Origin of the sequence: Flavobacterium defluvii (assembly GCF_900129555.1) — a bacterium.
In the GTDB taxonomy this organism is placed as follows: Bacteria; Bacteroidota; Bacteroidia; order Flavobacteriales; family Flavobacteriaceae; genus Flavobacterium; species Flavobacterium defluvii.
In genome coordinates, this window is the sequence record NZ_FQWC01000005.1 from 57,268 (window position 1) to 77,597 (window position 20,330).

Genomic DNA, 20,330 nt, shown 5'->3' on the forward strand with positions numbered 1-20,330 from the left:
GTCGAAGGACTTTCGAGGTAAAAAGAGCTTCGACTTCGCTCAGCATGATTTAACCTCTAACTTTTTACTTCTAATACTATTTGATAATAATCTCCTTTTTAGAATGCACTTTTACAACTGTATATGGATAGCTTATTACCTGCATTACCATAGCATCCGGAGCGGGATTATTTTCTTTTACCGTAATGATAATATTCTTATCTGTTTCTTCGACTTTTTCAATACCAATAGTATAGCCGCTTGTGTTTTTTTCTCCCATATTCAGAATGACATAATTTGAAGTATTAATATCATCATGTTTCATTTTAGAAGACAGAAGAGGATCATTCTGCAGCATTTTAATTTCATTAGGTTCTGTTAAAATTTCAAAGAATTTGATGTTTCCTCCGCCATCTGGCTGTTCTGTTAAAACTTCATACAAAGCTGTTGAATTTGCTGTTTTTTTTGCTCCGCAGGAAACCAAAACAAAAATTACTAAAACCGAAATTACTTTTTTCATTACGTTCAAATTTTTAAAATTAATGGTTCTTACTCTTTATAATCATCAATTGCTTTTTGGTACAAAGCTTCGTATTTAGGGAGAATGTTTTTGATGTCAAACTTTTTGGCAACTTCCAGTGCATTTGCTTTAAATTCTTTTAAAGTCACGTCATCTTTAAGGATTTTAATTGCATTTGCTGCCATTTCATCAACATTTCCAACATCGCTTAAGTAACCCGAAATTCCGTCAAAATTAACTTCAGGTAAACCTCCCGAATTACTTGAAATTACCGGAACACCACAAGCCATTGCTTCTAAAGCTGCCAAACCAAAACTCTCCGTTTCGGATGGAAGTAAAAACAAATCGGTCATGCATAAAATCTTATCTATTTCATTACTGTTTCCAAAGAAAATTACTTTATCGTAAATTCCAAGTTCCATACACAAGACTTCAGCTCTCTCCTTTTCAGGACCATCACCCACCATCATTAATTTTGCAGGCATTTCTTTTTGAATATTATAGAAAATCTTAATAATATCCGGAATACGTTTTACCTTTCTAAAGTTACTAATATGCGTAACTATTCGTTCATTCTCCTTTGCCATAACATATCTGTGGCAAGGTTCTGTTGGGTCTTTTCTAACTTTATCCAGCTCTATAAAATTTGGAATTACTTTAATCTTATTCTTAATTTTGAATAATTTCAAAGTATCATCTTTTAAACTTTGCGAAACCGAAGTCACATAATCTGATTTATTGATGCTAAAAGTTACCGCAGGTTTATAAAACGGATGATTTCCAACAAGCGTAATATCAGTTCCGTGAAGTGTTGTAATCATCGGAAGATTAATTCCTTCATTCTTCAGCATTTGTTTCGCCATATAACCTGCATAAGCATGAGGAATAGCATAATGTACATGAAGAACTTCTATTTTGTACAATTTTACCATATCAACCAATTTGCTTGACAAAGCCAATTCGTACGGCTGATAATGGAATAAAGGATATTCAGGAACGTTTACTTCGTGATAATGAACATTTGGATTTAAAAGTGCCAATCGTACTGGCTGACTGTAAGTTATAAAATGTATTTCGTGTCCGCGTCTGGCTAATTCGAGACCTAGTTCTGTAGCAACTACACCACTACCGCCAAATGTCGGATAACAAACTATTGCTATTTTCATGTATTAAATTTAATTCTACGAAAATACTCAAAAATAGCGTTTAATTGACCGTTTGATTTGTTAGATTTTTGTAAAACTTGGAGATATCAGATAATTAGACTGTTAGATTCTTTGCTATATTGTTTTCCTAGGAACGAGGAATAACAAACTTAATGAAACCTGAAACTTAAAACTTGAAACAATTAAAAAAAGGCATAAAACCTAAATTTCATGCCTTTCAAATATACTATAAATTTCTCTTAGAAAAATCTGCTGTGCCAACTGTCGGCAGCAGGAACTTCCCAAGATTCGTTGAATTCTTCAATATTGTTAACTAGATTATTGAAAACAATCGTATTCTCAGAAACCGATTTATCTTTTACCATTTTCTTGAAATCAATTAATGGTTTGTGTGCAATATGTTCTCCAAGTTTAAAAGTAACATTCATCTTGTCCAATAAATCGACATTGTACTTTTTCTCTAAGCTTTGAATAAATTCTACAGAACTATCAATAGAACAACCTGTAGCAGCTTGCACTTCCTGATTTACCGCTAATATTATAAAGCGATTATATTTTAACAGAAATGACGCTTCAAGACTTGTTCCATGAGCGGCCCATTCTTCTACAAAAGCTTTTAAATCAGTTTCAATTTCAGAAAACTCCTCCTCAGAAAATTTTCTGTTCGATTGGTAAATCCAAACTCTGGATTCACCAGGTAAATTTTCAAAAGGTATATACATTTTTTAATTTTAGATTTTAGATTGTTGATTTTAGATTTTGAAAAGTTTCAGGTTTAATGTTTCAAGTTAAAAACTTAGCAACTTAGTCCCTTAGAACCTTTACAAATCCTGTGCATTAGCAATTAACTCAGCAACATCCATTACTTTTACTTCACCTTCTTTATGTGCATGTTTAATACCGTCTGTTAACATAGTATTACAGAATGGGCATCCAGCAGCGATAATATCCGGTTTAACTTCCAAAGCATCTTCTGTACGAAGAACGTTTACTTCTTTGTTTCCAGGCTCAGCATCTTTAAACATTTGGGCTCCACCGGCACCACAGCATAAGCCATTTGCTTTAGAACGTTTCATTTCGACTAATTCAACATCTAATTTCTGAATTAAATCTCTTGGAGCTTCGTAAACTTTATTGGCTCTTCCTAAATAGCAAGGATCGTGAAAAGTAATTTTCTTTCCTTTAAACTGTCCTCCTTCAACCGTAAGCCTTCCGTCATCAATTAATGATTTTAAGAATTCTGTATGATGAATAACTTCGTATTTCCCGCCTAATTCAGGATATTCATTTTTTAATGTATTAAAACAATGCGGACATGCTGTAACGATTTTTTTTGCTTCATAAGCATTCAAAACCTCAATATTCATCATAGCCTGCATTTGAAACAAAAATTCATTTCCGGCTCTTTTTGCAGGATCACCTGTACAACTCTCTTCTGTACCTAATACTGCAAAAGATACATTGGTACGGTTTAAAATACGTACAAATGCTTTCGTAATTTTTTTTGCTCTATCATCAAAACTTCCTGCACAACCTACCCAAAACAAAACTTCTGGTTGTTTTCCTTCGGCAAGCATTTCTGCCATTGTTGGCACTACTAAACTTTCTGACATTTTCTTTTTTTGTTAAATCGGTTAATCGTTGATTTGGTTAATCGATTAAATAATTAACCATTTCTAAAAAACTCACTTTATTCTATTTATCGATTAAACAGTTAAACAATTAAACAGTTAAACCAAATCTTAATTTTCGTTTTTCCAATTTAATCGGTCCTGCTGGCTGTACTGCCAAGGTGCTGCATTATTTTCGATATTCGTCATCATGGCATTTAATGACATTGGCGCAGCACTCTGCTCCATTACTAAATAACGACGCATATCCATAATTATAGACAACGGACTGATGTTTACCGGACATTCTTCTACACAGGCATTACATGACGTACAGGCCCATAGTTCTTCTGGCGTAATATAATCGTTTAATAATGTTTTATTATCCGGAACAAAAACACCTTTATTGGCATCAATATTTTTCCCTACTTCTGTCAAACGGTCTCTCGTATCCATCATAATTTTACGTGGAGACAATTTTTTTCCTGTTTGATTTGCCGGACAAGAAGAAGTACAACGACCACATTCTGTACAGGTATAAGCATTTAAAAGCTGAACCCAGTTTAAATCCTGAACATCACTCGCTCCAAATTTAGCAGGAACTGCATTTTCATCAACCGGAGCTGCTGCAAACGGATCTGCATTTGGATCCATCATCAGCTTAACTTCTTTTGTAACTGAAGCTAAATTATCAAACTGTCCTTCTGGTTTTAAATTCGCAAAATAAGTATTTGGGAAAGCCAAAAGTATATGTAAGTGTTTTGAAAAATACAAATAGTTCATAAATATCAAAATACCCACTATATGAAGCCACCAAAATGCTTCAAATAATATTACAACCAATTCGTTTGACATTCCATTAAAAATTGGCGCAATGAACTGACTTATTGGAAAACTTCCTGCTTTATGAAAAACTCCTCCCGGAACGTTTTGCAAATGAAGGTCTGATGCATTCATCAACAAAAACAAAATCATTAAAACAGTTTCAAAATACAAAATATAATTTGCATCGCTTTTTGGGAATCCTGTTAAATCAGAATGTATAAAACGTTTCAGTCGGATAAAATTTCTTCTAAGCCAGAAAACGGTAACTGAAAAAATTACAAGTATTGCCAGTATTTCAAATGAAGCTATTAAAACATCATAAACTACACCTAAATAAGGTGCAAAAATTCTATGAGTTCCTAATAAACCATCGATTATGATTTCGAGTAATTCGATATTAATAATTATGAAACCTACATATACAAAAATATGCAGTATTCCGGCAACAGGACGTCTCACCATTTTTGACTGCCCAAGAGCAATCATTGCCATATTTTTCCAACGAGCTTTAGGATTATCTTTTCTATCTACGTCAACTCCTAAATTAATGTTGCGGATGATTTTTTTTACGCTCGCTGCAAAAAAACCAAAACCTGCTACAAGAAGTATGGCGAATAAAATGTTATCTAAATAACTCATTATAATTATTTTTTATCAGTTGAATTAGGGGTTTCTGCTGGTGCTACGTATGGTTTGTTTTTCTTTCCAAAAAGCGAAACATTTACATAACGTGTTGGATATAAACGAACATCTTGCAATAATAATTCGAGTTCCTTTGAAGTTTTTGCAAGGTTATTATAAAGAGCATCATCGTTTAATAATTTACCTGCAGTTCCTTTTCCAGAATTTAAATTTGCCATAATTCCGTCAACTTTTGCTAAAGTTTGATTTAAATTACGAACTGTTTTTCCAAGATCGGCTTTGTTTAAAGAATCGGAAATTTTATTGAAGTTGCTGGACATTTTATTAAAGTTTGTCACAACTCCGTTTATCTGGCTTTTGTTAGTATCCAAGATATTGTTGATACTTCCTGAAGCTCTGTGGAATTGTTCCATTGTCTGACTTAACTCAGCCAGAGTTTTCTTTAAATCTTCCTGTCCTTTTTTGTCTAAAACATTGTTTAATCCAGTAACCAGATTATCAATATTTACAAGCATTTTATTGAGCTTTTCTTCAATTGGTTCAATCTTTCCTCCTAAAGATTCGGTTAATCCAAGCTTTACTTCAGACTGAAGCGTTGCTCCGTCTTCTGCCGGCTCTTTATCTGCAAGATTAGGAATAATTGCAATTTGTTTTCCTCCAATTAAACTAGCAGAATACAAAGATGCTTTACTTGTTTTAGAAATAGGAAAATCTGTTTTTAATTGAAGTTCAACTAATAATTTTCCAGTTGTTTCGTTGATTGTTATTTTATTTACCTTACCAACTACAAGTCCGTTTATGGTAACAGGTGCCGATTGTGCCAGCTCTTCAACATTATCATACTCAGCATATAATGTTTTATAGTTTGTAAAAAGATCCTTGCCTTTTAAAAAACTGTAGCCCCAGATAAATAATAAAATAGATGCGATGACTAATACAGCCGTTTTAATTTCTCTTGTTAGTTTCAAAATTCTAAGTGTTTGTTACAAATTTAGTATAAATATTCGAACTTGTGACTATTATTTGATTGCGTCTTCAATACTGATTTTCTGTCCGTCTCTGTTTGCAACTAAAAAAGCAGCGCCATATCCTTTATTCTTAGCTTCTTCCAGATATTTTTTTGCAGTTTCATAATTTGGAGTTTCCTGATAGAAATATTTATAAATATTGTTTTCGTAAATCATTGTCACATTTTTTAAACCCTTAAAATTTTTAGGCTCTAATGGTGTTTTTTTAATGCTCGCGATAAGCTGTACTTTAAAGAATGTTCCTTTTGGTGCAGCTGGAGCTTCTACAACTTTAGCTTTTTTTGGTGTCGAAGTATCTTTTACCGGTTTAGCTTCAACCGCTTCGGGAGTTCCTGATCCAAAATATTCTCTTTTGTAGCTCAAAATGGCTTCTGCAATAGCTTTTGCAATATCGTCCTGTCCTTCTTCTGAATTTAAAATATTTCCTTCTGTTGGGTTAGAAACAAATCCTGTTTCAACTAAAACCCTCGGCATGTAAGCTTTGTGAAGAACCATAAACGGCGCTTGTTTTACTCCGCCTTGTCTAATTTTTTTTCCAAGTTTTTCAAAATTATCTTCAATTTTACTTGCTAACGAAATACTATTATCTAAATATTCTTCCTGCATTAAAGTCATTCCGATCATGGATTCTGGCGAATTTGGATCGAAACCTTCATACTTTCGTTTATAATCTTTCTCTAAAGTAATTACCGAGTTCTCTTTTTTTGCGGCTTCAAGATTTGATGCTACTTTACTCAAACCCATTACGTAGGTTTCGGTTCCGTCTGCAGCGGTATTTTTATTGGCATTACAGTGTATAGAAACGAATATATTTGAGTTGGCTCTGTTTGCAATATTGGCTCTTTCGACCAAATCAATAAAAACGTCTGTTTTACGAGTATAAATTACATTAACATTTGGATTAAGCTCTAAAATTTTCCCCACTTTTAAAACAATAGCCAAGGCAATATTTTTTTCAATCCGGCCGCTGTAAACTGCACCAAAGTCGTGATCTCCATGTCCGGCATCAAGTGTTACTTTAAAAACATTTGATTGACCATATGTGCAAAATGACGCTATTGTTAGAAAAAAAGTAAAGATTACCTTAATTTTGTTTAATCTATTCATAAATCTAAAAGTTAATTTTAATAAAACGCAGCTGTTATAATTTTTACAATTGATTATTTTTGCCAAAAAATTATATGTAAGTTTGACATGTCAAAAAACAAGCCATAATTTTACAAAAATAGTATTTAAACCTTTGCAGACAAACTTATTTAATATCGTTTTAATATCATTTTTCCTAACATTGGGATGTGGTAATTTATATTCGCAAGAGATAAAATCTAAAAAAAAGCCTTTACCAGCTGCAAAACAAACAGATAAGCCTCAAATAACTCAAAATGACACTATAAAACTAGACACTGTCAGGCCTACCAAGACTTTTTTAGACGGCAAGGTTCGATATAAGGCAAAAGATTATGCAAAAATCGATCAGAAGAAAAAACTGATTACTTTATATAACGAAGCAGAATTATACTATAAAGATGTTGAATTAAAATCGGGTATAATTGTTTTGAATTACGAAAAAGATGAAGTTTATGCCGGAAGAATAAAGGATTCTGCAGGAGTTTTAGTCCAGTATCCCAATTTTAAACAAGGCGCCAGCGAAGTTCAGCCGGATTCTATTCGATTTAATTTTAAAACAAAGAAAGCTTTAATTTACAATTCAAGAACCAAACAAGGCGAATTGAATATTAAGGCTGCTATTACTAAAAAAGAAAACGATTCTGTTTATTATTTAAAAGGAGCACGTATTACAACGGCACAAGATATTGATAATCCGGAATACTATTTTCAGACTAACAAAATAAAATTTGTTCCCGGAAAAAAAATCGTAACAGGCTTAACCCAAATGGTTATCGCTGATGTTCCTACTCCATTAGCACTTCCTTATGGATACTTTCCTTTAAGTCAGGAAAAAAGTGTTTCTGGGGTTATTATTCCAAGCTATAACGATTCTAACACAAGAGGTTTCTCTTTACAAAATGGTGGTTATTATTTTGCTTTAAGCGACAATTATGATTTAACTGTTTTGGGAGATTATTATACCAATGGTAGTTACGCCTTGCGGTTTGAATCGGCCTATGCTACAAGGTATAAATACCGAGGAAACGTTAATATTCGTTATGAGAATTTAATTAGCAGCGAAAGAGGTTATCCTGATTACTCAAAACAAAATATTTACAATATTCAGTGGTCACACTCAAAAGACACAAAATCTAATCCGAATTCTACTTTCTCTGCCTCTGTAAATATGGGTAGCAGTAAATACTTTAAACGGTCGATTAACCAGGCCAATATTGGTTCAAATCTAAACAATACATTAAGTTCATCAATTTCATATAACAAAACTTTTAATACTATTCCGGGTTCTCGTATTTCGTTAACAGCAACACATCAGCAAAATACGCAGACAGAACAAATCCAGATGAGTCTTCCAAATCTTCAGGGAAGCATTGATCGTGTTTATCCTTTTGTTGGAAAAGACGGGGTTAAAAAAGGTTTTATTAAAAATATTAACCTTCAATATAACGTAACGGGTAAAAACAACATCGTTACTTACGATTCATTATTCTTTAAACCACAGATGTTTAGAGATGCACAAATTGGTATGCAGCACACTATTCCAATTAGTACAAACTTTAAAATATTTAAATATTTTAGTGCCGGAGCATCAACTAACTATCAGGAAACATGGGTTACCAAAACTATTGATAGAAATTACGATGCAACACAAGGAAAAGTTATAGACAAAACTGTAAACGGATTTGATTCTTACAGAACTTATAATTTAAGTACCAATTTAGGAACCACTATTTATGGTACCTTTAATTTTGGTGAAGATAAAAAAATTCAGGCTATTCGTCACGTCATGAGACCGAGTATAACGTATTCGTATACGCCAAGTTTTGAACGATACTACGACCATTATACAGTTGACGCAGCGGGTAGAATTTCGACAGATGAATATTCCCGATTCGCAAATGGTGTTTATGGTGCACCCGGGCAAAACAATTCGAATATAGTTGGTTTTGCATTAAGCAATACTTTTGAAGCTAAAGTAAGAGACAAGGACAGCACGAAAACTGAACCGAAGAAGATAATGCTTTTAAACAACTTAAATTTCAACACTAGTTATAATTTTAGCGCTGACGGAAAAAAGACTCTGGCATGGCAGCCGGTTGTGGTAAGTGGTGGAACGCAATTTTTTGACAATAAAATGAATGTCAATTTTGGAGCTGTTTTAAATCCATACGCTATTGATAATGCAGGGAACGTTATCAACAAATACAACATTGATAACGGTGGAAGTTTATTTAGAATGACCAGCGCAAACCTTACTATGAATTACTCTTTTTCAAATAAAGGAAGCGGTAAAGAAAAAAACAACCAAAGCCAGCGTAATGGTGGTCGTAATGATGACTTATTTGGAACAAATACTGATTTAAATGACAGCCGAAATAGTCAGTTTGCCAATGAACCGGAAAGAGAAGATGATGCAGTAAGCGAATTTTTTAGTTCAAAAATCCCTTGGGATATGACAATGGCTTACTCGTTAACCTATACAAATGCTGCTCGTGAGAATAAAATTTCCGGAAATTCAATCATGATTTCTGCCAATATGGATATTACACCTAAATGGAAAGGCGGGGTTTCTACCGGTTATGATTTTGTACAAAAAGGGGTTACTTTTACTCAATTCCGTTTTGAAAGAGATTTATTAAGCTGGAGAATGGCATTTAACTGGAACCCTATGGGACCAAACGCTAACTGGAACTTTTTTATCGGAATTAAATCCGGTATGCTTAGTGATATTAAGTGGAATAAACGAAGTACTTCAAATCGATAATTCGTCGACTTAAAATAAATTTATTATGAAAAAAATAATCTTTACAGAAAAGGCTCCAGCACCTATTGGACCTTATAATCAGGCTGTTTTATCAGGAAATACACTTTATGCTTCGGGTCAGATTGCTATCAATCCTGCTTCGGGTGAGCTTGTTACTGATAATATTAATGACGAGACCAAACAAGTAATGGAAAATATTGCAGCAATTCTTGAAGCTGCTGATATGACTTTTGAAAATGTAGTTAAAGCTACAATTTTTATTATGGATATGAATAATTTTGGAGCTATCAACACGGTTTACGGTTCTTATTTTAACGAAAAAACCGCTCCAGCACGTGAAACGGTTCAAGTGGCATGTCTGCCAAAAAATGTAAATGTTGAAATCTCTATAATTGCAGTGCAATAGCATCTAATAATAATTGTGCCGTTGCTTCATTTGTTGCCAGCGGCACGTTATGCACATCGCAAACACGAATTAGCATATTAATATCAGCCTCATGCGGGTGGCTTGATAATGGGTCTTTAAAAAAGAAAACCATATTTGTAATTCCTTCCGCTACTCTGCCCGCTATTTGAGCATCACCTCCTAAAGGTCCTGAAAGCATTCTCTGCGTTTTAAATCCCGCTGCTTCGGCTTTTCCTCCAGTTGTTCCGGTACCAATTAGTTTGATTTTTTCATTATGAAGAACAGCTTCATTTTTAATCAAAAAATCAATCAAATCGGCTTTTTTACCGTCGTGAGCAATAATTGCAATTTCCATAAACCCGGAACTATTGATTAGCGACATGGTAAGCAATTAAACCGTCAATTGGTCTTCTTAATACATTTCCTAATTTAAGCTCGTATTTATCGAATGTTTCCTGTAATTCATCTTTTAAATAAAATGCGATAGAACCTACGAAATGCACAGGAACTTCTTTACAGTTATCAAACTGCTTAATATAGTTTTTCACAAAAGATTTCATTCCTTTGAAAATGATTTTTCTGCAGAATTCTGTGTCTTTATGTTTAATTAAAAACTTTGCAAAAGTTGCTAAATAAGCATTTGGATTTGGCTCTTTATATAATTTGTTTTTAATAAAATCAGGATCAACGTCGTATTCTTTTTCAAGTTCAACAGCCAATTCCTTAGGCATTTTATTAAAATAGTATTTTCTAATTAATTCTTTTCCAAAAACGTTTCCGCTGCAGTCATCCATTACGATGTATCCTAATGACTGAACTTTTTGATGCAATACTTTTCCATCAAAGTAACTACAGTTTGAGCCAGTACCTAAGATAGACACAATTGCTTCTTCTCCTTTTGGAGTTGTTGCATAAACAGCTGCATAAGTATCTTCCTGAACATCAACAATTGCGTTTGAAAAATACTCCTGAAAGATTTGTTTTAACCATTCTTTCATTCTGTCTGTTCCACATCCTGCTCCGTAAAAAAACAAGTGCGTTGCATTTTTTTTATTTTGTAAAATATCAAAACGGTCGTTTAAACGTGAGATAATTTCCGGACCGTCCAGAATTTCAGGATTTAATCCTAAAGTTTGTGTCGTGAATAATACTTTTCCATTATCATCAATTGCAATCCAATCGGCTTTAGTAGATCCACTATCAACTATTAATTTCATTTTTTTTTGTTTTTTGGATTAGTTTTTCTTCAATAAGTGTATTTTTTACATTAATTAAAGAGACAACAAAATAAGAAAATCCCGTTACTTTGGTGATAACGGGATTTTGTAAAAATATAAAATATTATTTTAAACCTGCGATGTGCACAGATAAATCGATCAATTTGCTTGAGTATCCGTACTCATTATCGTACCAAGATACTAATTTGAAGAAAGTAGAGTTTAATCCGATTCCTGCAGTAGCATCAACGATTGAAGTTCTTTTATCAGAAATAAAGTCCTGAGAAACAACTGCATCTTCAGTATATCCTAAGATACCTTTCAATTCATTTTCAGAAGCTTTTTTCAATACAGCCAGGATTTCTTCATATGTAGTTTCTTTAGCAACTTTTACAGTTAAATCTACAACAGAAACGTCAGCAGTAGGAACACGGAAAGACATTCCTGTTAATTTTCCATTTAAAGATGGGATAACTTTTCCAACCGCTTTTGCAGCTCCTGTTGAAGAAGGAATGATATTGATTGCTGCAGCACGTCCACCTCTCCAGTCTTTTCTAGAAGGTCCGTCAGCAGTCATTTGAGTTGAAGTAGTTGCGTGAACAGTTGTCATTAAACCTTCAACGATTTCGAAATTATCGTGGATAACTTTAGCTAAAGGAGCTAAACAGTTTGTAGTACAAGAAGCGTTAGAAACAACTAAATCAGAAGCTTTTGCAGTTTCATGGTTAACTCCCATTACAAACATTGGAGCATCAGCAGATGGAGCAGAAATGATAACTTTTTTAGCTCCTCCTTTTAAGTGCTCACTTGCAGTTTCAATAGTTGTGAAGATACCTGTACATTCTGCTACTACATCAACATCAACTTCGTTCCATTTTAAATCAGCAGGATTTCTTTCTGCAGTGATACGGATGTTTCTTCCGTTTACATAAAGTTTTCCTTCTTTAACTTCTACAGTTCCGTTGAAACGACCGTGAACTGAATCATATTTTAATAAGTAAGCTAAGTGATCTACGTCTAATAAATCATTGATCGCTACAACTTCTACATTATCTCTATTGAAAGACTCTCTAAAAACGATTCTTCCGATACGTCCAAATCCGTTTATTCCTAATTTTACTTTTGACATTTTACTAAATTTTTGCTTTTGTTTTTATTATACTAATTCAAAGTCTAATTTCCTCACAATAAACTTCTTCTCTTTTAAACTTTATTTTATATAATTATGTCGACATAATGTCTGACACTCTCAATAATTCTCTATCAATTTCAGATTTTCCTTTAATTGCCTGCTCAAGCGGAGTTAAGACAACTTTATCTTCCTTAAGACCTACCATGTAGTTTGATTTTCCTTCAAGTAAAGATTCTACAGCTTTTACACCAAGACGGCTTGCCAGAACACGGTCGAAGCAAGACGGCGAACCACCACGCTGCATATGTCCTAAAACAGAAACTCTTACGTCGTACTCAGGCAGATTTGCTTCAACGTAATCTTTTAATTCGAATACGTTTTTACCAATTTTGTCACCTTCGGCAATAACTACTATACTTGATGATTTTCCTGAAGCTTTACTTTTTTGAAGAGAGTCTAACAATCTGTCAAGACCTAAATCTTCTTCAGGAATAAGGATTTCTTCTGCACCAGCGCCAATACCGGCATTAAGTGCTATGTGACCAGCATCTCTACCCATAACTTCCACAAAGAATAAACGGTTATGTGAGCTTGCAGTATCTCTAATTTTATCAATACAGTCAACAACAGTATTTAAAGCAGTATCATAACCTAAAGTAAAGCTTGTACCGTAAATATCGTTATCAATTGTACCTGGAATTCCCATTACAGGGAAATTATATTCTGAATTAAAAACTAAACCTCCGGTAAAACTTCCGTCTCCGCCTATTACAACCAAAGCATCGATTCCGGCTTTTAAAAGATTTTCGTGAGCTTTTTTTCTACCTTCAGGGGTTCTAAAGTCAACAGAACGAGCCGATTTTAATATCGTCCCCCCTTTATTTACAATATTGTTAACGCTTCGAGGGCCCATTTCTTTAAAATCTCCTTCGATCATTCCCTGATACCCTCTATAAATTCCTATGCATTCTATATTATGATAAGCACATGTTCGAACAACAGATCGTATTGCAGCATTCATTCCCGGTGAGTCTCCTCCAGAGGTAAGAACACCTACTTTTTTTATTGTTTTTGACATTATTTAAGTATTAAAGTTGTAAAATTAGCAAACATTCACCAGTTTTCTCGTTATGTTTATTATAAATTAATAAAATCTGTTAAATTCAAACGTTTTCGTTAATAAGTTTTTTGATACCAAAAATTTCATTTAAAATAATAAATACCCCTTTTTTTAATTAATTCCTTAAAAATAACAATACCCAAATGAAGTGTTATAAAAATCTAAGATTTAGTTCATTAACCGTTTGAAACGAAAATTGCTAAATTTAAGCATAAAAAAAACCATTCGTCACATCGAATGGTTTTTTTATACTATTTTAACAATATGTTAGAAATCGTTATCCGGAATCAAACCTTCATTGTTATTTTGCGGCTTTGGCTTTTCTTCTTCCTTTTTTTCAGGTTTCTGTTTATTTTTTTCTGCTTCCTTTTTAGTATTATTAAAATTAATATAATCAGGATTTAAGTTTGAATCCTGAAATTCGTCTGAACTTTTAATGGCTCTTTCGAGTTTATGACTTTTAAAAAGTTTATTTACAAGCTCACTAAATGTATCAAAATCGACTTCATACGAGATACCTACACCTTGAGTATAGCCAATTCCTTGTCCGACATAATTAATATCATTTTCTTTATTAAATAAACGAAGGTTCATCGATCCGTCTTCGTTTACACGATATAAGATTTCTATATCTCCAACAATAGCCGATTCATTTACTCCTCCAACCGGAACTCCTACTTTTCCATTTATCGAAATTCGTTCATTAATCTGCGATGAGATATTAGCAACAAACTGTCCGTCGGCTTCCTGCCCTATCCTTCTGTCTGCTGATATAAAATTTAAATTAATATCTATAAGATCATTATCTGATTTTATAATACCTCCCAGCAAACTCGCAGCAGTTTCGGCAAAAGTTCCTGATAAATCGCTTTGGTTAAATCCATCCTGACTCATAAATGAACCTGTAGATAATAAATACAAAGCCTGTGTCTGGCGAATATCCTTATCATCCAGTTTATATTGAATTTCTGATTTTAAAACACTGCTTACCGATGGAAACTGAATATCAAAATTAGGTTCAGGACTAGTTAAATCCCCTCTCAAACCAATTACAACTTCTACAGGGACTTTTTTATTGAAAGAAGAATTATCTAATAATACGGCAGGATTTGCAGAAGTTCGATAAACAGCTTCCAGATTTAACTGTGCTTTCATTGGGTTTCCTTCCCAAATAATCGAACCTCCTTTTTTAACCGCAAATTTTTTATCGATTAAACCTCCATATTTAAAATTATATGTTCCTTCGTATGCCTGGAAATCTCCCCACATATTAAACTTACCGAGCGTATTGATTTTAAATAATAAAGATCCGTATCCTTTTCCTTTCATACCGTGACCGGAATTTCGATCCAGAATTACTTCGACTTCGGCGTCTGGCGTAATATCAAAATCAAATTCCAGTTCAAGTCCGTTATAATTTCTCGTTTTTTCAACGATACCTTTTGACAAATTGTATTTTTCCTTTGGAGTTACAAAATGAATCCAGCTGCTTTCTCCGGAATTCTGCACATTACTAATAGGGATTTTAACTTCTGTACCTTTTTCAGATTTTGCATCAACCTTGATAAATAAACTTTCTACGGGACCTTTTATACTTGCAGATCCGTTTATAAATGCTGTTCCAAAATAAGCCGCATCTTCACTATCTTTTGTATCAAGCGCCACTAATCGTTTTGACGTTATGTTTAAATCTAGTTTCCAGTCTCCAAAATTATGATGCTCAATGGTTCCGTTCAGCAATCCTTTTGTACCGTATTTTGTATCGGTTAACTGGTTATTTCTAAACAGGAATTTTTCATCTGTTAAATCAATAACGGTTCTGTCACTCAATTCATAATCGGTATTTAGGTACGGAATTGTCATTCCGGCTTTTTCAACATACAAACGTCCGTTGATTTCCGGTTTTTTCAAATTACCCACCACTGCCGCATTTCCGGAAACAGAACCTCTTACGTTTGATAAAACATCACCGCCAACAGTTCCTAAAGTTGCAAGATTAAATCCTTCAAGCTTTAAATTTAAATCTAAAAATGTTTCTTTATTTTCGACTGCAAAAGTTCCATTTGCCCTAAACGACTCTGCAAAACCATTTACAATCGAAGAATTTATAGTAAACTTTTTAAAACTCTGATCTCCCGAAATATCAAAATTTAAAGTTCCTAAATCGACTTTATTTAAATTCAAATGATCGACAACAATATTGGCAGTTGGCTGATAAACATCTTTATTCTGTTTATAATTTACGCTTCCGTTTAAATTTCCATTAAAAACAAACTTCGAATTAAAAGGTGTAATCTTATTAATATCCACATCTTCAAAATTGAGGACAACATCTTTATAATCCTTCCCTTTGATAACTCCGTTTAAATCAATTTTCTGATTTTCATGTGAAAGAACAATATTATCAATCGTGAAATTTCTAAAATATTGATCAAAAACAATCTGATTATCTTTTTTGGCATCTTCATTTAAATACCATAAATAATCTTTAAATTTCATTTCGGATTTCTTGATCCCGACTATATTATTTTTGTTTTTATCAATGGTATGAAACAAATCCAGATTAAAATAATCCTGGCCTTTATCGCCTCCTTTAAACTCCGAACGAACAAATAGTGTGTCTTTTGAAGTTACATTGATTAAATTAAAATCACGTATTTTATAATAAGGCGTTTTTATACTATCTAACTCGACAAAAGCATTATAGAGTGGGTTTTTGTTATCAATGCTGATTCGGATATTATCAAAAGTATTTTTTGCCGCGCTGATTTGTTTTGATCTAAATCCAAATTTAAATTCCTGAAGATCCGAATCTATTTTTCCACGAACTACAGTACTCGAATCAATTTGCATTTCAGGATACAACATTTCGACTACCTTATTATATACATGAAAGTTGAAACGCAGAAACTGTCCTTTTTTAACTTTAAAAGGTTTATAATTAGTGTATAAACTTCCAACGGAATTCATTACCAGTTTATCCAATTGTGCAAACTGAAATTTACCCACTATTTTCCCTTCAACAATATCTGATGAATTCATCGTAATGGTTCGAAGTCTGTCTGCATCAAAATTTGAACTTACGGTAACTTCATCAAAAGTATATGTTGCTTTTGGGTTTTGATATTCTGCATCTGTAATATAAATATTTCCCTGAAGATTTTCAATCGAATTTCCTGTAAGCTGTACAACTGCATCGCCTTTAAAATGAGAAATAGAATCGTTTATGAATTTTAGTTTTCGTAAATCTGAATTTTCTACATTAATATGAAAATCATAACGGCTTTCGCGTTTACTTAAATCAACTAAACCATCAAAGGTTAAATTCAGGTTTGGGTCGTTTACAGAAATTTGTCCTTTATAATACGGAAGTTTAAAATTACCGTTTACAACAATATTACTGTAAGTATATTTATTGTAATCTAATTTCTTAATATCACCTTTTAAAATTGTATTTAAATATTTTTCAGTAAAACCAACACCTTCAACATCAATATCTAAAGTTGTTTTACCAATATCTTTTCGTCCTAATAAAGCACCAATATTAAAATTATCCAAAACTATATTTCCGGAATAAGAAGCTTTGTCGATAAAATCCATATTATTCATATGAAGATCAACTTTTCCGTTTCCTAAATCAGTTGCCATTTTAAAATCGGTTTCTAAATCTGTAGTCGAAACTTTTGCTTTACCAACAATATTAAATTTTCCGATTCTTTTAAGTTCTTTCGGAAGTTTTTTACCTAAAACATCCGGAAGTAAAACCACCAAATTATCATAGCTGGAAATCAATTTATCAAATTTTCCGTCCATAGAAAACTTCTGTTCTTTTGTCCCCAAAAGGTTTCTAAAATTGATTGTTCCAAAAATTTTAGAACCGTTTGCATCGCTAAGTCTTAGATGATTTAAATTCAGGTTATTTAAAGTTCCTTTTATTTTAGTTTTAACTTTAAAATGCTGGTTTTTACCCAATCCGTCGTAAAAATAACGAATATCATTTGAAGCAATTGAAGAAGAATCCATTGCAACATTAAACTGAACTTTATCTGTAAATTCGAGAAAATCTCCCGGTTTATAATTTAAAATCGCTTTTCCGTAAATCGAAGATCTTTTTGTTTTGATAGCCAGATTATCAACTTTAATCTGTTTTTTAGTATAACTGAATTTCCCTGTGAAATTTGATACGTACAAACCGCGATGATCAAGAAATGAAAATCTGTGAATCGTAGTCGTTACATCCGGCCCGTATAATTTAAAATCGCTTATATAAGCATTCAGCTTTTTGAAATCTAAAAAACGAGGCGTTCTTTTATTTTCATCAACAACAGAGAAATTTCCTTTTTCGATGTAGGCATTTTTGGCCGTAAAAAGAAAATGTTTACCTGATTGTTTCTTTTCTTCTTTGGTTTCAAACAATTTAATAAACTTATTAATATTGTTTTCGTCTTCGTTTTTATAGGTTTTGATATTAAAAATCAAGCCCGTTAAACGAAGATCACCAAAAAGCAAATCGCCGTCTATAAGTCGTTTTATACTTAAAATATCAGTAGTAATAATATCCGAATAAATCATCGTTTTTTTGTGATGATCCCGAATAAGGACATTTTTAAGCTTTACACCGCCAAAAATATTAATCGCAACCTTTTCAATACTAATGTCTGTTTTAAAATCAGTATTAAGGGTTTCGGTAACATATTTTGCAATTTTTGTCTGAACGACAGGTAAAGAAAGAGTGATAGCAAGTACCAGCAAAAGTAAAATTAAGCCAATCAGGGTTCTGGATACTATTTTCTTAATTCTTTTGATAACTGCTTATTATTATTGTTTTTGTATAAATTTAATTTGAACAGACAAAGGGCGGCTGTTTTGATAAAAATTCTTTAATTTTGGGGCTCTGCTTCAAATCAAAGAAATTTAAAATTTGATTTGTCAAATATAATTCAAAATTCGTGCCTTTATATGCAAAATTCAGAGGTTTTTATTCTTGCCATCGAAAGTTCATGCGATGATACTGCTGCTGCAGTTTTACATAACGATAAAGTTCTCTCAAATGTTGTGGCTAATCAATTAATTCACAATCAATATGGCGGTGTGGTTCCTGAACTAGCTTCAAGAGCACACCAGCAAAACATAGTTCCTGTAATCGATGCAGCGCTCCGTAAAGCAAATGTACAAAAAGAACAGCTAACTGCCATTGCCTTTACACAAGGTCCTGGCTTAATGGGTTCATTACTTGTAGGAAGTTCTTTCAGTAAATCGTTATCGTTAGCATTAAATATTCCGTTAATAGCTGTAAATCATATGCATGCGCATATTTTAGCACATTTTATTGATGAAGAAGGCTACGATAAACCAGAATTTCCTTTTTTAGCTTTAACCATAAGCGGCGGACATACGCAGGTTGTAAAAGTGAACGGTTTTTTTGATATGGAAATTATTGGCGAAACTACAGATGATGCTGTTGGAGAAGCTTTTGATAAAAGCGCAAAAATTCTCGGACTTCCTTATCCGGGCGGACCTTTAATAGATAAATATGCCAAAGAAGGAAATCCAAAAGCGTTTACGTTTACAAAACCAAAAGTTCCCGGATTAGACTTTAGTTTTTCAGGATTAAAAACGGCGATTCTATATTTCATTCAAAAAAACAAACAGGAAAATCCAAATTTTGTTGAAGAAAACCTAAACGATATCTGCGCTTCAATTCAGCATACGATTATCGAAATTTTGATGGACAAGCTTAAACTGGCTGTCAAAGAAACAGGAATCAAACAAATTGCTATTGGCGGCGGGGTTTCTGCCAACTCAGGAATCAGAAATACATTAAAAGAAAGTGAAAGCAAATACGGCTGGAAAACTTTTATTCCGAAATTTGAATATACAACAGATAATGCCGCAATGATTGGAATTGTAGGTTATCAAAAATATTTATCAAAACGTTTTGAAGATTCTTCAGTAGTTTCAAAAGCACGAATTCAGTTTTAATTATGCAGTTATTTTATAATCCGAGTATAGACGAAACAACGGAAAGTTTTTCTTTTGATAAAGAAGAAAGCAAACACATCATAAAGGTTTTACGAAAAAAAGATTCAGATATACTATATGTTACAAACGGTCATGGCTTATTGTTTGAAACTGAAATTACGCTCGCTTCAGATAATAAATGTGTGGTTGATGTTCGTTCGATAAAAAAATCTCCGGAACCAAAATTTCGCCTGCATCTTGCGGTTGCACCAACCAAAATGAATGATCGTTTTGAATGGTTTTTAGAAAAAGCAACAGAAATTGGTATTCAGGAAATTACGCCCATAATCTGCGATCGTTCTGAAAGAAAAGTGATTAACCAGGAGCGTTTTGAAAAAATCATTCTTTCGGCAATGAAACAGTCAAATGAAATGTTTCTTCCGAAATTAAATGAAGCTATTTCGTTTAAAGAATTCATAAAAAAGAAAAACAGCGGTTTACAATTTATTGCGCATTGTGAGGAAACCGATAAAAAATCTTTGAAAGAAGCTTTAAAACCAAACGAAGATGTCACTTTGTTAATTGGTCCTGAAGGTGATTTTTCTGAAAAAGAAATTGCATTGGCTATCGAAAATAAATATCAGCCCGTAACTTTAGGAAATACCCGTTTACGTACAGAAACAGCGGCGGTTGTAGCCTGTCATAGTGTGGTGTTTTTTAATGAAACGCCTAATTAATCAATTCAGTATTGTCATTTCGACGAAGGAGAAATCGCACTCACTTATCAACACAGATTGTCGACAATCTTTACGGAGTTTCTAGTGTGATTTCT

The 20,330-nt window shown here is 33.0% G+C and carries 16 protein-coding genes; 4 read left to right on the forward strand and 12 right to left on the reverse strand.

The annotated features are described in order from the left end of the window. Positions 1-76 precede the first annotated feature (76 nt). The 7 genes from BUC29_RS12310 to BUC29_RS12340 all read right to left on the reverse strand — a co-directional run bounded on the left by BUC29_RS12310 (position 77) and on the right by BUC29_RS12340 (position 6,877). Entirely contained in the window at positions 77-499 is a 423-nt protein-coding gene (locus tag BUC29_RS12310; protein ID WP_073416480.1) for a protease complex subunit PrcB family protein, read from the reverse strand. Between the two features lie 29 nt (positions 500-528). Next, complete coding sequence (bshA, locus tag BUC29_RS12315) at positions 529-1,665, reverse strand: N-acetyl-alpha-D-glucosaminyl L-malate synthase BshA (protein WP_073416481.1); 1,137 nt, start codon at positions 1,663-1,665, stop codon at positions 529-531. Positions 1,666-1,904: 239 nt separating this feature from the next. Then, on the reverse strand, positions 1,905-2,387 hold the full coding sequence (locus tag BUC29_RS12320; RefSeq protein WP_073416482.1) for an ABC transporter ATPase: 483 nt from the start codon (positions 2,385-2,387) through the stop codon (positions 1,905-1,907). Positions 2,388-2,486: 99 nt separating this feature from the next. Then, entirely contained in the window at positions 2,487-3,278 is a 792-nt protein-coding gene (locus BUC29_RS12325) for a (Fe-S)-binding protein (protein ID WP_073416483.1), read from the reverse strand. 129 nt (positions 3,279-3,407) lie between these two features. Beyond that, positions 3,408-4,739 carry a 4Fe-4S dicluster domain-containing protein gene (locus BUC29_RS12330; protein ID WP_073416484.1) on the reverse strand — a complete coding sequence of 444 codons (1,332 nt, stop codon included), beginning with the start codon at positions 4,737-4,739 and terminating at the stop codon, positions 3,408-3,410. A 5-nt stretch (positions 4,740-4,744) separates the two neighbouring features. Then, positions 4,745-5,710, reverse strand: a complete 966-nt coding sequence (locus BUC29_RS12335; protein ID WP_073416485.1) for an MlaD family protein — start codon at positions 5,708-5,710, stop codon at positions 4,745-4,747. 51 nt (positions 5,711-5,761) lie between these two features. After that, positions 5,762-6,877: an N-acetylmuramoyl-L-alanine amidase family protein gene (locus BUC29_RS12340; protein ID WP_073416717.1), complete on the reverse strand. Its 1,116-nt coding sequence runs from the start codon at positions 6,875-6,877 to the stop codon at positions 5,762-5,764. Positions 6,878-6,959: 82 nt separating this feature from the next. On the opposite strand from BUC29_RS12340, the gene BUC29_RS12345 reads away from it, so the two are divergent. Both BUC29_RS12345 and BUC29_RS12350 read left to right on the forward strand, forming a co-directional pair. After that, entirely contained in the window at positions 6,960-9,662 is a 2,703-nt protein-coding gene (locus BUC29_RS12345) for a putative LPS assembly protein LptD (RefSeq protein WP_073416718.1), read from the forward strand. Positions 9,663-9,687: 25 nt separating this feature from the next. Further along, positions 9,688-10,068 (forward strand): RidA family protein, encoded by a 381-nt coding sequence (locus tag BUC29_RS12350; protein WP_035646972.1) that lies wholly within the window; start codon positions 9,688-9,690, stop codon positions 10,066-10,068. Here BUC29_RS12350 and BUC29_RS12355 read toward each other — a convergent pair. The 5 genes from BUC29_RS12355 to BUC29_RS12375 form a co-directional block, all read right to left on the reverse strand. Next, positions 10,049-10,423, reverse strand: coding sequence for a methylglyoxal synthase (locus BUC29_RS12355; RefSeq protein ID WP_073416486.1), 375 nt, complete (start codon positions 10,421-10,423; stop codon positions 10,049-10,051). The genes BUC29_RS12350 and BUC29_RS12355 overlap by 20 nt on opposite strands. A gap of 10 nt (positions 10,424-10,433) precedes the next feature. Continuing rightward, on the reverse strand, positions 10,434-11,285 hold the full coding sequence (locus BUC29_RS12360) for an N-acetylglucosamine kinase (RefSeq protein WP_073416487.1): 852 nt from the start codon (positions 11,283-11,285) through the stop codon (positions 10,434-10,436). A 124-nt stretch (positions 11,286-11,409) separates the two neighbouring features. Beyond that, positions 11,410-12,414 (reverse strand): type I glyceraldehyde-3-phosphate dehydrogenase, encoded by a 1,005-nt coding sequence (gene gap, locus BUC29_RS12365; RefSeq protein WP_073416488.1) that lies wholly within the window; start codon positions 12,412-12,414, stop codon positions 11,410-11,412. A 94-nt stretch (positions 12,415-12,508) separates the two neighbouring features. Continuing rightward, positions 12,509-13,495, reverse strand: coding sequence for a 6-phosphofructokinase (gene pfkA, locus BUC29_RS12370; RefSeq protein WP_073416489.1), 987 nt, complete (start codon positions 13,493-13,495; stop codon positions 12,509-12,511). Between the two features lie 309 nt (positions 13,496-13,804). Continuing rightward, the gene (locus BUC29_RS12375) at positions 13,805-18,289 is read right to left on the reverse strand and encodes a translocation/assembly module TamB domain-containing protein (protein WP_073416490.1); all 4,485 of its coding nucleotides are present in this window, start codon (positions 18,287-18,289) and stop codon (positions 13,805-13,807) included. Positions 18,290-18,496: 207 nt separating this feature from the next. Here BUC29_RS12375 and tsaD point away from each other — a divergent pair, with 207 nt between their 5' ends. Both tsaD and BUC29_RS12385 read left to right on the forward strand, forming a co-directional pair. Beyond that, positions 18,497-19,519, forward strand: coding sequence for a tRNA (adenosine(37)-N6)-threonylcarbamoyltransferase complex transferase subunit TsaD (gene tsaD / locus BUC29_RS12380; RefSeq protein WP_073416491.1), 1,023 nt, complete (start codon positions 18,497-18,499; stop codon positions 19,517-19,519). Between the two features lie 2 nt (positions 19,520-19,521). Further along, on the forward strand, positions 19,522-20,235 hold the full coding sequence (locus BUC29_RS12385; RefSeq protein WP_073416492.1) for a 16S rRNA (uracil(1498)-N(3))-methyltransferase: 714 nt from the start codon (positions 19,522-19,524) through the stop codon (positions 20,233-20,235). Positions 20,236-20,330 lie beyond the last annotated feature (95 nt).

What these genes read in the sequence shown, in the direction of transcription:
- BUC29_RS12310 (WP_073416480.1), bottom strand. Translation starts at nt 499, where the DNA reads ATGAAAAAAGTAATTTCGGTTTTAGTAATTTTTGTTTTGGTTTCCTGC.
- bshA (WP_073416481.1), bottom strand. Translation starts at nt 1,665, where the DNA reads ATGAAAATAGCAATAGTTTGTTATCCGACATTTGGCGGTAGTGGTGTA.
- BUC29_RS12320 (WP_073416482.1), bottom strand. Translation starts at nt 2,387, where the DNA reads ATGTATATACCTTTTGAAAATTTACCTGGTGAATCCAGAGTTTGGATT.
- BUC29_RS12325 (WP_073416483.1), bottom strand. Translation starts at nt 3,278, where the DNA reads ATGTCAGAAAGTTTAGTAGTGCCAACAATGGCAGAAATGCTTGCCGAA.
- BUC29_RS12330 (WP_073416484.1), bottom strand. Translation starts at nt 4,739, where the DNA reads ATGAGTTATTTAGATAACATTTTATTCGCCATACTTCTTGTAGCAGGT.
- BUC29_RS12340 (WP_073416717.1), bottom strand. Translation starts at nt 6,877, where the DNA reads ATGAATAGATTAAACAAAATTAAGGTAATCTTTACTTTTTTTCTAACA.
- BUC29_RS12350 (WP_035646972.1), top strand. Translation starts at nt 9,688, where the DNA reads ATGAAAAAAATAATCTTTACAGAAAAGGCTCCAGCACCTATTGGACCT.
- BUC29_RS12355 (WP_073416486.1), bottom strand. Translation starts at nt 10,423, where the DNA reads ATGGAAATTGCAATTATTGCTCACGACGGTAAAAAAGCCGATTTGATT.
- BUC29_RS12360 (WP_073416487.1), bottom strand. Translation starts at nt 11,285, where the DNA reads ATGAAATTAATAGTTGATAGTGGATCTACTAAAGCCGATTGGATTGCA.
- gap (WP_073416488.1), bottom strand. Translation starts at nt 12,414, where the DNA reads ATGTCAAAAGTAAAATTAGGAATAAACGGATTTGGACGTATCGGAAGA.
- pfkA (WP_073416489.1), bottom strand. Translation starts at nt 13,495, where the DNA reads ATGTCAAAAACAATAAAAAAAGTAGGTGTTCTTACCTCTGGAGGAGAC.
- tsaD (WP_073416491.1), top strand. Translation starts at nt 18,497, where the DNA reads ATGCAAAATTCAGAGGTTTTTATTCTTGCCATCGAAAGTTCATGCGAT.
- BUC29_RS12385 (WP_073416492.1), top strand. Translation starts at nt 19,522, where the DNA reads ATGCAGTTATTTTATAATCCGAGTATAGACGAAACAACGGAAAGTTTT.